The 14007-nt window shown below is 72.0% G+C and carries 9 protein-coding genes; 7 read left to right on the forward strand and 2 right to left on the reverse strand.

What is annotated here, in order from left to right; translation table 11 throughout:
- Window positions 1–4182 carry a CHAT domain-containing protein gene (locus ACZ4VI_RS07890; protein WP_467997650.1) on the forward strand — a complete coding sequence of 1394 codons (4182 nt, stop codon included), beginning with the start codon at window positions 1–3 and terminating at the stop codon, window positions 4180–4182.
- Here ACZ4VI_RS07890 and ACZ4VI_RS07895 read toward each other — a convergent pair.
- Window positions 4163–6064, reverse strand: coding sequence for a caspase family protein (locus ACZ4VI_RS07895; protein ID WP_467997652.1), 1902 nt, complete (start codon window positions 6062–6064; stop codon window positions 4163–4165). The two genes, ACZ4VI_RS07890 and ACZ4VI_RS07895, sit on opposite strands and share 20 nt — an antisense overlap.
- 210 nt (window positions 6065–6274) lie before the next feature.
- On the opposite strand from ACZ4VI_RS07895, the gene ACZ4VI_RS07900 reads away from it, so the two are divergent.
- The 5 genes from ACZ4VI_RS07900 (at window position 6275) to ACZ4VI_RS07920 (ending at window position 11136) form a co-directional block, all read left to right on the forward strand.
- Complete coding sequence (locus tag ACZ4VI_RS07900; RefSeq protein ID WP_467997653.1) at window positions 6275–6787, forward strand: hypothetical protein; 513 nt, start codon at window positions 6275–6277, stop codon at window positions 6785–6787.
- A 69-nt stretch (window positions 6788–6856) separates the two neighbouring features.
- Window positions 6857–8626, forward strand: coding sequence for a hypothetical protein (locus ACZ4VI_RS07905; RefSeq protein WP_467997655.1), 1770 nt, complete (start codon window positions 6857–6859; stop codon window positions 8624–8626).
- Complete coding sequence (locus ACZ4VI_RS07910) at window positions 8623–8910, forward strand: hypothetical protein (protein WP_467997656.1); 288 nt, start codon at window positions 8623–8625, stop codon at window positions 8908–8910. Before ACZ4VI_RS07905 ends, ACZ4VI_RS07910 begins: the two co-directional genes overlap by 4 nt.
- Window positions 8907–9500 carry a hypothetical protein gene (locus ACZ4VI_RS07915; protein WP_467997658.1) on the forward strand — a complete coding sequence of 198 codons (594 nt, stop codon included), beginning with the start codon at window positions 8907–8909 and terminating at the stop codon, window positions 9498–9500. The genes ACZ4VI_RS07910 and ACZ4VI_RS07915 overlap by 4 nt, the downstream gene beginning before the upstream one ends.
- Before the next feature lie 70 nt (window positions 9501–9570).
- On the forward strand, window positions 9571–11136 hold the full coding sequence (locus tag ACZ4VI_RS07920) for an AAA family ATPase (RefSeq protein ID WP_467997659.1): 1566 nt from the start codon (window positions 9571–9573) through the stop codon (window positions 11134–11136).
- Window positions 11137–11197: 61 nt separating this feature from the next.
- Here the strand turns inward: ACZ4VI_RS07920 and ACZ4VI_RS07925 are convergent, their stop codons facing one another.
- Window positions 11198–12535 (reverse strand): M14 family metallopeptidase, encoded by a 1338-nt coding sequence (locus ACZ4VI_RS07925; protein ID WP_467997660.1) that lies wholly within the window; start codon window positions 12533–12535, stop codon window positions 11198–11200.
- Between the two features lie 192 nt (window positions 12536–12727).
- On the opposite strand from ACZ4VI_RS07925, the gene ACZ4VI_RS07930 reads away from it, so the two are divergent.
- A complete protein-coding gene (locus ACZ4VI_RS07930) occupies window positions 12728–14005 on the forward strand; it encodes an Nramp family divalent metal transporter (RefSeq protein ID WP_467997662.1) in 1278 nt (425 codons plus the stop codon).
- The last annotated feature ends 2 nt before the right edge of the window (window positions 14006–14007 follow it).

The following is a 14007-nucleotide window of genomic DNA, read 5'->3' on the forward strand; positions in this document are numbered from 1 at the left end:
ATGAACGGACAGCAGGACTTGACCGACCTCGAACCCACCGACGATCTCACCGACGAGGAACTGGCCGCCGAGCGGGACGCGTACCTCGACCTCCTCTCCCGTACCGCGCCGGACGATCCCGAGGCACCCGAGCACTGTGCGCGCGTCGGCGCGCTGAGCGCCGTGCTCTTCGCACGGCTCGGCGAGCCGGAGGACCTGACGCTTGCCGCCGAGGCGTTCGAGCTGGCCTTCCATACCCCGGGGGACACCGCCCTCTGGGCCGCCTGGCGCGTCCGGTACGGGTTCGTGCGCGCCTGCGAGTACGACAGGGACGAGAACCCCGAGCTGCTGGAGGAGGCCCTCGACCTCGTCCGCGAGGGGTTCGCGAAGCTGCCCGAGGACGAGGAGTACGACCAGGAGCGCCTCATGGGCCTCCAACTCCTCGCGAACGGCACGAAGACGCGCGTCCTGGGGCTCGCGGAACAGGACGGCGACGGCCGCCGGGCCGAACTCCTCGTGGAGTCGATCGCGTTCCACGAGGCGGTGCTGCCGCTGCTCGAACCGGGCAGCCAGGACGAGGTGGAGCTTCACGAGGCCCTGGGCTGGCTGCATCTGCAACGGGCCTCGGGCGGCGGTGGCGACGTGGAGGACGCCGCGGCCTCGGCCACGCACTACCGCGCGGTCCTCGACGCCGCGCTGCCCACCAGCGACCTGCCGCTCGTGCGGAACAGCGTCGGCCTGGCCCTGATCATCCAGGGGCGGGCGACGGGCAGCCGGGACCTCCTGGAGGAGGCGAGGGAGGCGTTCGAGGCAGCGGTCCAGGAAGCCCGGCGGTCCGGGGAACGGCCCTCCTGGGCCTGGGAGGCGGAGATCCGCGCCACCTTCGTCCGCGCCATGATCTGGTCCACCTGGAAGGACCAGGCCCAGGGCGCCGCGGCCGAGGTGGAGCTGAACGGCCTGCTCGCCGAGCCGGACGCCGTCGACCAGCTCCTGCCGCACTACCTCGACGGCTTCGGGCGGCTGCTGTTCGAGCGGGCGAGCGTCCGGGGCGACGGCGCCGGACAGGACCGGGCGATCGGCCTGCTGCGGCGGGCCGTCGAGGGGTGGCAGCCGGCCAGAGACGGAAAGATCACCGCGACCGCCTTCTTCCTCGCGGCCTTCCAGCAGGGCCGCTACCAGGACGATCCGGACCCGGAGCGACTGCACGACGTCACCTGGGCGGCCGCTCTGGTCCTGGAGGACGACGAACTCTCGGACGACATGCGCGACATGGCCCGGATGATGGGCGGCTGGGCCTGGCTCACCCTGGAGGACCACGGTGTCCGCCCGGAGTCCCCGGAGGACGTGCCCGAGGGGATGCGCCTGGCCCAGATGGGAAAGTCCTACCGGCGGCTCTTCGAGGAGGTCGGGCAGGGGCGCAGCTTCCTGGACTTCAGCGAGACCGACGACGACTTCCCCGGTCTCCTCAAGGCGACGGCCCATCCGTCCCGGCTGCGGACCGCCTTCGACGAGATGTACGCGCGTTGGCTCGGCATGGAACCGGACCGCAAACGCGCCGAGTTCGCGCTCGCGCTGCTGTCCCATGTGATGATCTTCGACCCGCACGGCACCCACATCACGGCGGAGCAGAAGACCGCGCTGATCACCTGCGTCCTGGAGGTCGAGGACGACGACCCGAACTGGCAGCGCCGCGCGCACGCCGGTGTCGCGCAGGTACGGCTCTGGGAGGAGATGACCGGCCTCGGCGGCGCGGGCACGGACGACGTGATGGACCACCTCTCCCGCGCCTCGGCCGCCGCCGGCACGACGCCGGCGATGGGGAACGCCATCGACCTCACCCGGATGATGGCCACCACCCACCGCGGGCAGACCGCGGGCGCCATCGACGACGTGGAGGCGGCCGGCGCGACATGGCAGCGGCTGCGCGAGGACCCGGACATCTCGCCGTACGTGCGCCGGATGATGGACGCCCACCAGGCGGGCATCGACGCGCAGCGGGCCCTCCAGGCCGGTGACCTCGGCGCGGCGGACGGGTATCTCGCCCGGATGCTGGAGACGCACGCCGCTCTCGACCCCGAGGATCCCGCCCGCATCGAACTGTGGACGGCGATCGAGAACGCCCGCATGGGCCGCGACGATCTGGCCCGCAGGATCGGCGCCCCGCCCGGTCCGCCACTCGCGGGCCGCCCCACCGTGACCGAGCTGCGCCGCGCCGCACGCCGGCTCCCGAGGGACCACGCCGCCTGGGTGCTCGGTGACAACGGCGTCGCCCTCTTCCAGCGCGCGGTGAACAGCGGGAACGCGGTCGCGTTGCAGGAGGCCATGGGCCTGCTGCGGGAAGCCCACGACATGGTCGACGAGGGCACCGACAGCCGGCTGCGGTACGCCTCCGTCCTCGGCGTGGCGCACTGCGGTCTCGCCTCCGTGCAGCCGAACCCGGTCGCGCGGTCGCGCGAACTCGCCCAGGGGATCGCCCTCCTGGAGATCGCCTTCCGTGGCGTGGGCGGGCCCGAGCACCGGCTGTACGCCTCCACCGGGCTCGCCCTCGGCCGCGCCTACCGCACCCGCAACGAGCTGCGGCGCGACGACCGGACGACGGGCCGCCACGTCGGCCTCGACTCGCTGCGCGGCCACACCTGGGCCGCGCTGCTCCAGTCCGGCACCGACCACGCCACGAACGCCGCCCTCCAGGCCACCTCGGCCGCACGGGAGGTCGCGGCCTGGTGCCTGCGGGACAACGCCCTTGAGGAGGCGGTCCAGGCCCTCGACGCCTGCCGCGGCCTGGTGCTGCACGCCGCCGTCACCTCCCGCCAGGTGCCCGAGCGGCTCGTCGCGGCGGGCCACCGGGACCTGGCCGAGGAGTGGCGCGCCACGGGTGTCACCGCGGAACCCGCCGCGGACCCCCTGGCCGCGGCGCAGGCACCGCTCTCGATACCGAGCACGCTCCGCCGCCGCGTGCTCTCCGCCCTCACCGGCGCGGAGAGCAGCCAGGACCGCCTCCTCGACCCGCCCACGGTCGAGGAGATCGCCACGGCGCTGCGCTCGCTGCGCAAGGACGCCCTGGTCTATCTGGTGCCCGCCTCGGACGACGCGGGCGGGACCGCGGTGGTCGTCACCTCCGGCGGCGACGTCCATGCGGTGCCCCTTCCGCGCCTCAAGGAGGACGCCGCACCCCTGCGGGACTACGCCCAGGGGCCCGCGGGCGCTGGCCGCGATCTGGGGCCCGTACCCGGCGGAGGGCACGCCGTCCCGCGCGCCGCGTCCCTCCGCCAGCAGCTGGAACGGCTGGGCGGCTGGGCCTGGTACGCGGGCATCCGGCCGCTCTTCGACGCCTTCGCCGCCCCCGCCGATCCGGATCGGGTTCCGCGTCTGGTCCTCGTGCCGATGGACGCCCTCGGGCTCGTCCCGTGGCACGCCGCCTGGGAGGAGGGCGCGGACGGCCGCCGTCGCTACGCGGTGCACGAGGCGGAGATCTCGTACGCGGCATCGGCGCGGCTCCTGTGCGACGTGGCGGCCCGCACCCCCGCGGAGCACACCGGCCGTGCCCTGGTGGTGGGGAACCCGACGGGAGACCTGCCGTACGCGGGCGAGGAGGCCGACGCCGTGCAGCGGGTCTTCTACCCGAGGGGCACGTTCCTCGGGCGGCGGGCCGACGGCACCGCCGACGGCCCCGGCACCCCGGGCGACGTGGTGGCGTGGCTGGCCGACGGCGGTGCCGACGAGGGCGGCGTGCTCCATCTCGCCTGCCATGCCGCGATCGCCCGCGACGCCCGCCGGACGGCTCATCTGTCCCTGCACGGCGGGGAGTTGGCGGCCGAGGAGCTGACCGAGGCGATCGGAGCCGGCCGGAGCCGGCTCGGCCTGGTCCTGCTGGCGGCCTGCCGCAGCCATGTGTCGGGGCGCGGTCACAACGAGGCGTACAGCCTCGCCACCGCGTTCCTGGTGGCCGGTGCCCGCTCGGTGATCGGCTCGCTCTGGCCGGTGCCCGACGACGCGACGTCGGTGCTGATGTTCCTGACCCACCACTTCCTGCGCCGGGAGGGGGAGACGCCCGCGAAGGCCCTGCGCCGGGCCCAGTTGTGGATGCTGGACCCGGAGCGCCGCCCGCCGGCCGGGCTGCCACCGCTGCTCGCCGAGCGGGCCCGGCGGGTCGACCCGCACGATCTGAGCGCCTGGGCGGGCTTCACGCACCTGGGCCAGTAGGCACGACCGTACGGAGGGGGATGGTGCGCGCCGTCCAGCGGCCCCGGGGCCCGCTCACGCGCCCCAGCGGCCGCGAGCCGGACGCCCACGGATCTGGGTCCCAGGCATCCATCAGGTAGGGGGCGGTGTTGAGTTCCCTCTCGGCGACGATCAGTTTCAGCCAATCCCGGACGCTCGCTCCGGGTACGGCGGGACGGGTCGGCGGCAGGGAGAGCTGTACGGCGTCGCCGTCGAACGCGTACCCGGTGCGGCCGGGACCGATGAAGTGCCCCGGGTAGAGCAGCGTATGACTGGCGTAGCGGTCGGTCATTTCGATCAGGACGCACCACAGGGTCCGGTCGGCCGAGCGGTTGTGCAGCCGGATGGAGACCCGGGGCTCCTGGAGGCCGGCCGGGCCCGTCGCGTACGAGCAGACGATCTCGCCGCTGCCGTCGGGGGTCAGCGGCCGGTCGTCCGGTGCGTCCCAGGGGCTGATCTCGACCCGTACCAGACCGTCCAGCGGGGAGGGGCCTGGCGTCAGATCGCGGATCTGGTGCCAGCGGGCCAGGTGGGTGAGGCAGTCGGCCACCCGCGCGGCGTCCTCGGGGCGCCGCAGTGGAAGCGGCTCGGTGAACGGGGTGCCGTCGCGGCGCAGGACATGGGCCAGGTCGCCCTCCGCCTGGATGCGGAAGTGGAGGTCGCCCGCATCCGCCGGGTCGTCGAGCACCCGCAGGAGGGGAGAGGCGGCGACGGCTTTACGGACCGCCTCGTACAGGTGGGCGCCCGGTCCGTCCGGGCCGGGGAGCGACACGGTGGCGGGCGGCTGCGGCAGCGCGGAGAGCGCGACCGGGTAGACGCGCGTGGGTACGGGAGTCCAGCCGACGGGCTCGACGAGGGTGTGCGCGGTGTGCACCGCCCGCGCCCGGAGAGCGGGCGCGGGGACGGGGAGGTGACCCGTTTCGCCGTCCGGTACGACGGTGAACTCGGCGCCCGGGAGGTCCGGGCCGTCCGCTCCCTCCGCCAGACCGTGGACGGCGCCGCAGTCCACCTCCCAGCCGTGCGCGCCAAAGCGCAGCAGATGCGGACTCACCCGGCGGGCCGCCGCGCCGCCGAGGAACGGGGTGTCGGCGATGCCTCCGTACTCCGCCGGGTACAGCACCGGCTGCTGCTGCCCCCCGGAGCGCTGCAGCCGGGCGTCGGCGGAGGCCATCAGCTCCCGGTACGAGACGTCGGGACCCGCGTCGCGCACCGCACCCAGGAGGGCGTGCGTGAAGGCGCCGTGGCGCCGGCCGCCGTAGTCGCCCTCGTACGAGTACTGGTTGAGGCGGGCGGCGGCAAGGAGCACATGGAGCTGCCTGCCCTGCCCGTCGCCGACCGAGGCGTCCCGGGGCGCCGTCGACGTGCCGCCGGGGTCGTCCAGATCCCACTCCGGGGCCGGGCGCGCGTAGCGGGCGACGAATTCGTCCCGGGTGGCGCCGCCGGAGAAGCAGCAGTCCAGGACGGCGGCGACATGGGCGCCGCGGGCCGCCACCTCGTCGAGGAGCCCGCCCAGGCGCTTGTCGAGCAGCGGTCCGTCGATGCAGACGATGGCCTGGTTCCGTCCGGTCGCCTCGATACGGAGGTGGGTCTCCTCCGTGGCGAGGGACTGCGTGCCGTGCCCCGAGAACCAGAACAGCGCGGTGTCCCCGGCGCCCGCCCGGCCCAGGTGGCTCCGGAAGGCGTCCTCGACCGCGTCGCGCGTGGCCTCGTGGTCGAGCAGGACACGGACGTCGACATCGCCCGCGGCGCGCTCCTCGAGGAGACGGCGGCCCTCCTCGATGTCGTTGAGGCACCCGCGAAGCGGCGGGGCGGTCTGGGGCGGGTAGTCGTCGACCCCCACCAGCAGTGCGTAGAGCGAACCCATACGGAGAGTCTTCCAGCAGGTCGGAGGTCGAGGATCGCCGGGGGCGGCCGGAAACTGGTCGTGTTCTGGGCGCAGTCCGGAATCGGCCGCCACAATATGGCCTTCACCGATCACTATTGACGAGGTGTCATACACCTCTGTGCGGCACGGCCACGCCCGTGACCAGTGGTGACAGAAGTGGTGACAGAACAGACGTCATTCGGGGGACACATGGGTCACATCGAACGACCACGACGCGTCGTGCGGTCCGGCGAGACGGAGACGCCCGGTCAGGTGCGCCGGAGCGGACCCGCCCGTCGGCTCACCACGGGCCCGGCAGGACCCGTCGCGCGTCCGGGCGCCGCGTCCGGCGGACCGGCGGCGCGCGCGCTCTACGAGCGCAGGTCCGAGGGGCTGCGCGGGGCCGTCGCCCGGCTCGACGCCGGTCTCGACGAGGCCGCGCGGGCGCAGTTGGCCGACTGGGCCCGCGAGGAGTACGCGGGCGCCCACGGCACCGTACCCCTGGGCTTCGTGGCCCGCTGCTACCTCGGCCCGCCCTACGTCGACCACATCCTGAACCTCTTCCATGTGATCGTCCAGCACTTCACGCCGGGCGAGCAGATGCCCGACCCCTTCGCCCAGGCAAGGATGCTGGCGCGCTCCGACGGCTACGCCTACATCGAGATCTACGACAACGGACTGATCCTTCCCGTCCTCACCGACGGCACCGTCGTCCGTCCCTGAACTCCCTGAAACTCCCTGAACAACCCCTCGCACACCCGCACTCCCCATCCCGAACGGAGATCCGACGCAATGGTCGACGTGGACATCGCCCTTCACCAGAAGGTGCGGGAGGTCGGCAACCTCGTGGCCCGGCTCAGCGAACAGGTGGGCTCGGTGTCGGGCCAGGTCCAGTCCGTGGAAGCCAGGCAGCAGCAGACCAGCAGCGAACTCCAGCAGCTGCGCGCCGACTTCCTCGCCTTCATGCAGACGTCCCAGCTCATCGCGAACGTACAGCGCGCCGAGACCCGGATCGGCGTCATCCAGGACGAACTGGACCACGAGTACGGCCACCACAAGTCGGTGCGGCGCACCGCCGTCGGCATGCTCCAGGCCTTCGACGTGGGCATCGTCTCCGAGGACAGCGTCCGCGCGGTCAGCGATCAGCTGATGCTCCAGACCCCGCGCTACTGGCTGGCCCCCGCCCTCGTCGCGCTCGCCTCCTGGTCGTCCGACGACCGGGACCTGTGCGAGCGCGCGGTCGACGAGGCGTTCCGCCGCTCCCCGGGGCGTACGTCCCTCTTCTTCGCGCTCGTCCTGCGCCGGCAGAACCGGCGGCAGGGGGCGGTGCGCTGGCTGAGGCACTACCTCCTCGCCCAGGACCCCGCGCGCCTGGGACGCGAGTTCGCGGTCATCCTGGAGTCGATCGCGCAGGGCGCCTTCGGCCCGGAGGGGCGCGAGATGCTCACCAAGACCCTCGGCGAGTGGCGCGAGTTCCTGACCGGGGACTCGGACAGCCGGGCCCGGCAGGTCCAGCGCTGGCGCGACGAGATCGAGTCGCTGCGCGCCCCGTCGGCGAAGAACGAGTTCCCGAAGCTGTCCGTCCTCTCCCCGCAGTGGCCCGAACTCGACGGGGTCCTCTCCGCCGCCCGTACACACCAGCACGTACTGGACAAGTACCGGGGGATCATGGAGCGGGAGCCCGAGCCGACGGGGCGCCTTGAGGACACGGTCGACGACATCCTCGACCGGCTGGTCTCGGAGTACGACAACGACGAGCTGCCGCTCCGCCGCGACCTCGCCTTCAACAAGAAGGTCGTCGAGCTGGGCGGTGACCTCGACTCGGCCCGCAAGGACACCGACGCCGACTCCGCCTCGTACGAGGAGACGCTCGACTACCTGACGGTGCAGAGCGCCGCCGCGCTCAACCCCTCGGCCATCGGCACGTCGGGAGCCACCCAGCGGCTCGCGGTCGCCGCCTGCCACGAGTGGTTCTTCCAGGCGCACACCGGGTTCACCCGTGACACGCGCGGCGCCGTGCCGCAGGACGTCCAGGCGGTCTTCGGCACGACGCACTCCGTCGGCGCGCAGACCTTCCAACTGCCCCCGTGGCAGGGCTCCTTCACCCAGCCGCTGGCAAGCAACGAAGCCTCGCTCGCCGCGCACTGGGACCAGCACATGGCGCCGTTCATCGCGGCGCTCGCCTACCCGATGGCGAAGAAGGTGCTGCCCGCCGCCCTTGTGGTGGCCGGCATCCTGTTCATCATCGGCCAGATCAGCCTCCCCTTCGCCCTCGTGGCCGCCCTGGTCACCGGTGGCATCTGGGGCCTGGTCATCCAGAAGCAGGCCAAGGCCGCGCAGAACCACCAGGACAACGCCCGCAGGCTCCTGGAGCAGGCCAAGCTCGACTCGCTGCACCAGCTGCGCGGCGCCGCCGCCGAACTGACCGACTGGTACGAGAAGTTCCGCGCCGCCGACGCCGTCGAGGCCCAGTGCCGCGAGCTCATCACGTCACTCGAGACCGCCCACCACGGTGCCTCCCCGTTCGAGGGCCGTACCGTCCTGAAGGAGGACCACCGGTGAGCACCCCACAGGTACCGCGCCAGCCCGCCGCCCGGCCGCGCGCCGCCTCCGCCCCTCCTGTCCCGCCGCACGGCGCGCCTGTCCCGCCTGTCACGCCGCAGGCCGCGCCCGTGCCGCCGCCGCCCGTCCGCAGGCCCGTCGCCGACTCGCCGTGGGGGAACCAGCGGCCCGCCTCGACGGAGCGGTCGACCAGCCGGCTGCGCCGTGTCGTCGAGGGACTCCCGGACTGGGAGCCGCTGCCGCCCGGGGAGACGCTGGTGCGCCGGCCGGGCGTCGGGCTGTGAGCGGGTTCTGGGGGCACCAGGGCCCGTACGAGGAGTGGGTGACGTTCCTGCGCTCCTGGGCAGCGTTCGAGCCGGTGGACCCGGCACGGCTGCCCGCGATCCCGGCGGACGCGTACGACGGTGACACGGTGGCCCGGCTTGCCGACCACCTCAGCGAGGCCCTGAGCACCCGGCTGCAGACCTGGGCCGACACGCTGGTCCGGGCCATGGACGCGGCCACCGACGAGTTCTCGGCCGGGCGCGAGCTGGCCCAGGCGCGGACCGGGCTGCGCACGATCAGGGACCTGGCCGGCCACCCCGGCCTTCCGGAACGGCTGCGCGAGCGGCTGACCGAGATGGTGGACCGGCAGATCCCCGAACTCCAGGCACAGCTGGAGCGGCTCCTCGAGCAGGCGGCCCACGACGAACCCGGGGCCCGCTGGGTCGAGGAGCGCCGCCGCACCCTCCGCGACAACGCCCTCACGGCCGTCCTGTCGCAGCCGCCGCAGCCGCCGCAGCCTCCGTCGTCGGCGCCCCGGCCCGGGGCCGCCGCCGACGCCTGGTCCTACGATCCGGCCGCGACACCCCGCCGGCGGATCCTGAGCGACTGACCCAGCACCGGCCCGCTCCCTCCGTCCGTCCTCTTCCCTCTTCTTCCCGCTTCGAGACCCGAAGGTCCGGATGTCGAACTACGCCGATTGTCTGCAGCACCTCGACAGTTACATCTCCGCGCGCGTGCCGGTCATCGGCATGCGCACCATCGAGCAGGAGCGGGCCCTGCGTCTGCTCAGGGAGGCCGCCACCCAGCCGCGCCGGAGCAGCCTGCCCTTCTGGATCTACACCAGGGCCACGGGCCTGCGGGACCTGCGTACCAACGCGACGGTCATCGACGACCGCTCGCTGACCGGCGCGATGGACTTCGCCGCCTCCCAGTTCACCAGCCGGGCGAACGCCACCGTCGTCTTCGTCGACCCGACGGACCTGGAAGTGGACACCCCGGTCGCCCGGCACATGTCCGAGCTGGCGCGACTGGCCGGAAACAACATGGGCAGCATCGTCGTCATCACCGACAACCCCATCTGGAGCGGACTCCAGCGGCTCGGCATGAGCCTGCACCTCGACCTGCCGCACCCGGAGGAGATGTACGAGATCCTCAGCGCCTTCCTCTCCGACCACGAGGGTCACATCCCGGTCCGCTGGGACGAGAGCGACGCCCGCCGCGCCGCCGAGTTCCTGCGCGGGGTCACCGAAGCGGAGGCGATCAACCTGATGGCCACCGTGGCGGCCAAGGGCGCGATCGAGAAGCAGGACGTGCTCGGTCTCGCCCAGGCGAAGGACCGGATCTTCAGCGATCTGACGGGCCTGGAGCGCGTCCAGCTGAAGGACGAGGACTACTCGATCGGCGGGCTCTCCAGCCTGCGCAAGTGGCTCCAGGTCAAGCACCAGCTGATGCACGAGGACCTGCGGGAGACGAAGCTGCGCCCGCCGCGCGGGGTGCTGCTCGTGGGTGTCCCGGGCTGTGGCAAGTCCCTGTCCGCCAAGGCCATCGCCCATGAGTGGCAACTGCCGCTCTACCGACTCGACATGGGCAGCATCCACGGCAAGTACCTCGGCGAGTCGGAGGGCCGGTTCCGGGAGGCGCTGGCGATGGCGGACCGGGTCGCGCCCTGCATCCTCTGGATCGACGAGATCGAGAAGGGGCTCGCCGGGCGGGACGACGGCTCGGGCGTGCCGCAGCGCATCATCGGCCAGTTCCTCTTCTGGCTCCAGGAGTCGGACTCCCGCGCGTTCGTGGTCGCCACCGCGAACGACGTCCGCAGTCTGCCGCCGGAGCTGCTGCGCAAGGGCCGCTTCGACGAGCTCTTCTTCGTCGACCTGCCGGACGCCCAGGACCGCAGGGAGATCATCCAGCTGTACCACCGCCTCTATCTCCAGCAGGAGCCAGAGGCGGAGCAGCTCGACCGGCTGGTGGACCTGTCCGAGGGCTTCGCGGGCTCGGACATCGCGGCTGCGCTGCACGACGTGGGTGTCGAGGCGCACCTGAGCGGCGGCGCGGGGCACCTGAAGCCCTCGCTCATCCTGGACACGTTCGCCAACACCGTTCCGCTGAGCAGGGTCAACCCCGAGCAGATCGAGGAGATCCGGGCGTGGGGCCGCGAGCGGGCCGTCCCGGCCGGCCGGGCGGCGATGGCGGCGGCGACTCCGGGCGCCGGGGGCCACCGCCGGATCGTCTTCCGGGAGGACTGAGGCAGAACGCGGGAGCCGGTCCGTCCCGAGGGCATCGGGACGGACCGGCCCTGAAGCTGCGTCAGCTGGCGCAGTACTGCGAGGCCTTGCCGATCGATCGGTACATGCAGTCCGCGTTCTCCAGGAGCTGGAGGACAGCATCCCGGTTACGGCTCGTCTCGCGCTCGATCACCTCGTCGGGCGGGTAGAAGCCGCCGTTCCAGGACGAGGCCGGATACATCTCGAAGGTGTAGCCGAAGATCTTCTGCGCGCCCCAGAGGTAGTCGTCGATCGACCCGTCCGTGATGTACAGGTCGCTGGACTGCTCGGCGGTGTAGCCGTTGCTCGCCGCCATCTTCTGGCCGACCGTGGCGAACGCGTCGCGGTCGTCCTGGGTCATGCCCGTCGCGGTGTCCGCCGTCGTCCAGCCGAAGGGCCAGAGGACGAGTTCGCTGTACGTGTGGAAGTCGATCGCCGCCTTGATCTGCTGCTTTCCGCCCACCACCCGGGAGCGGACGAAGTCGGCGACGACCTTCACCTCGGGGGCCGACTCGGGGGCCGCGCCCCGGTATGTCGAGGAGCTGAACGAGCCCGAGGAGCCCCCGCAGCAGCCCCACTTGTAGTCCCAGTTGCGGTTCATGTCCGTACCGATGTACGAGGAGCCGGAGTTGGGCTGCCGGTTCTTGCGCCAGCTGCGGTAGGAGCCGGAGGCGATGTCGTACTCGCCGCCGTCCGGGTTGAGGTCCGGCACGATCCAGATCTCGCGGCTGTTCACCATGCTCGTGACGCGGCTGTCGGAGCCGTAACCCGCGCCGAGTTCGCGCAGCAGGTACAGCGCCATCTCGACGGTGAGGTGCTCGCGGGCGTGCTGGTGGTGGGTGAAGAGGACCTCGGGCTCGGCCTCGTCGGTGGCCACGTTGTCGCTGATCTTGATCGCGACGATGTCCCTGCCTTGGTACGTCTTGCCGATGACCCGCTTGTTCATGATGCTCGGGTACTGGGCGAGGCGCTGGTCGATCTCCGCGTTCATCTCGGCGAAGTTGTGGTACTTCGCGTCGGCGGAGGGGAAGTCGAAGGGTTCGACGGCCAGGCCCTTGGCCGTCCGGTCGGGCGGGGCCGGGAGCGCCTCGGGGCGGTGGCCGAGCGCGCGGAGCTTGCGCAGCTGGGCCGAGTTGGCGCTGACGACGACGCTGTGGGCGTCGGCCTCGTCGATCGAGACACCGGTCGCGGCGAGCGCGCTGCGTTCGGCAACGGTGGACGGGCCGTGGATCTCGTACTGGCGGATCACTTCTTCGGCGGCGGGGGTCGGTTCGGAGTCGGCTCCGGCCTGGTACGCGCCGGCGGAGAGCGGCGCCGCGAGGGCGAGCGCCAGAAGGGCCGCGAGGGTGGCGGACCTTCTTCCGCGGGTTCGAAGTCGCATGCTGTCTCCTGGGTGGGGAGTGTGGGGGTGTGCGACAGGCTGTGCGGGGTGTCCGGGCACATCGTCCGACGGTGACATGAACCGGTCAAGTAGTAGTTCGGCCATGTGCCCTCTTGCGCTGCCGCGCCGCACCCGCTTTGGTGACCTGGGTCACACAGAAGATCACAGCGGACGGGTGAAAGGCGGTCGGACATGGCGGAGATCACTCAGGAGGGGGGCATCGGTGACGCGGATGCCCGCCCGCGCAAGGCTTCCTGGCGGTACATCGGCCCCGGCATCGTGGTCGCGGCCACCGGGGTCGGCGCCGGCGACCTGGTCGCGACCCTGGTCGCCGGCTCGAAGTTCGGCTACACCCTGCTCTGGGCCGCCGTCATCGGCTGCCTCGTCAAGATCTTCCTCGCCGAGGCCGCCGGCCGCTGGCATCTGGCCACCGGCCGCACCCTGTTCGACGGCTGGCGCAGCCTCGGGGCCTGGACCACCGTCTACTTCGTCGGCTACGTCGTCGTCTGGGGCTTCGTCTACGGAGCGGCCGCGATGTCCTCCAGCGCCCTGCCGCTCGGCGCGCTCTTCCCTGGCCTCATGGACCTCAAGGCCTGGGCCGTGCTGTGCGGTCTGGTCGGTCTCGTCTTCGTCTGGTTCAACCGCTACGCCGTCTTCGAGAAGGTCATGACCGTCCTGGTCGGCGTGATGTTCGTGGTCACCGTCTATCTGGCGGTCCGCGTCACGCCCCACCTCGGCGAGGCCTTTGCCGGTCTCGCCCCGGTGCTCCCCGACGGCTCGCTCGTCTACACCCTCGGGCTGATCGGCGGCGTCGGCGGCACCATCACCCTGGCCGCGTACGGCTACTGGATCAACGCCAAAGGCTGGCGGGACACCGGCTGGATGAAGGTCATGCGGCTCGACAACCGCGTCGCCTACATCACCACCGGCCTCTTCGTCGTCGCGATGCTCTTCGTCGGCGCGGAGCTGCTGCACTCCTCCGGCATCGCGCTCGCCAAGGGCGACAAGGGTCTGCTCGACCTCAGCGGCATCCTGTCCGAGCGGTACGGGAACGCCACCGCCAAGCTCTTCCTGATCGGCTTCTTCGCCACCTCCTTCACCTCGCTCATCGGGGTGTGGCACGGCGTCAGCCTGATGTTCGCGGACTTCGTGGCGCACTACCGGCCCGCCCTCGTGCCCGCCGGCACGGACCGCGACAGGTCGCTGCCGTTCCGCGCGTACCTGCTCTGGCTGACCTTCCCGCCGATCTCGCTGCTCTTCCTGGACCAGCCGTTCGGCCTGGTCATCGTGTACGGAGTGATCGGCGCGTTCTTCATGCCGTTCCTGGCGCTGACCCTGATCCGGCTCCTCAACTCCACCCGTACGCCCGCCGAATGGCGCAACGGTCCGCTGAGCAACGTGATGCTCGGGGCGGCCGGGCTGCTCTTCGTCGTGCTCTGCGTCCAGCAGGTGCGCGAACTGCCCTGGTAGGC

This window comes from Streptomyces sp. NPDC029169 (assembly GCF_055563935.1).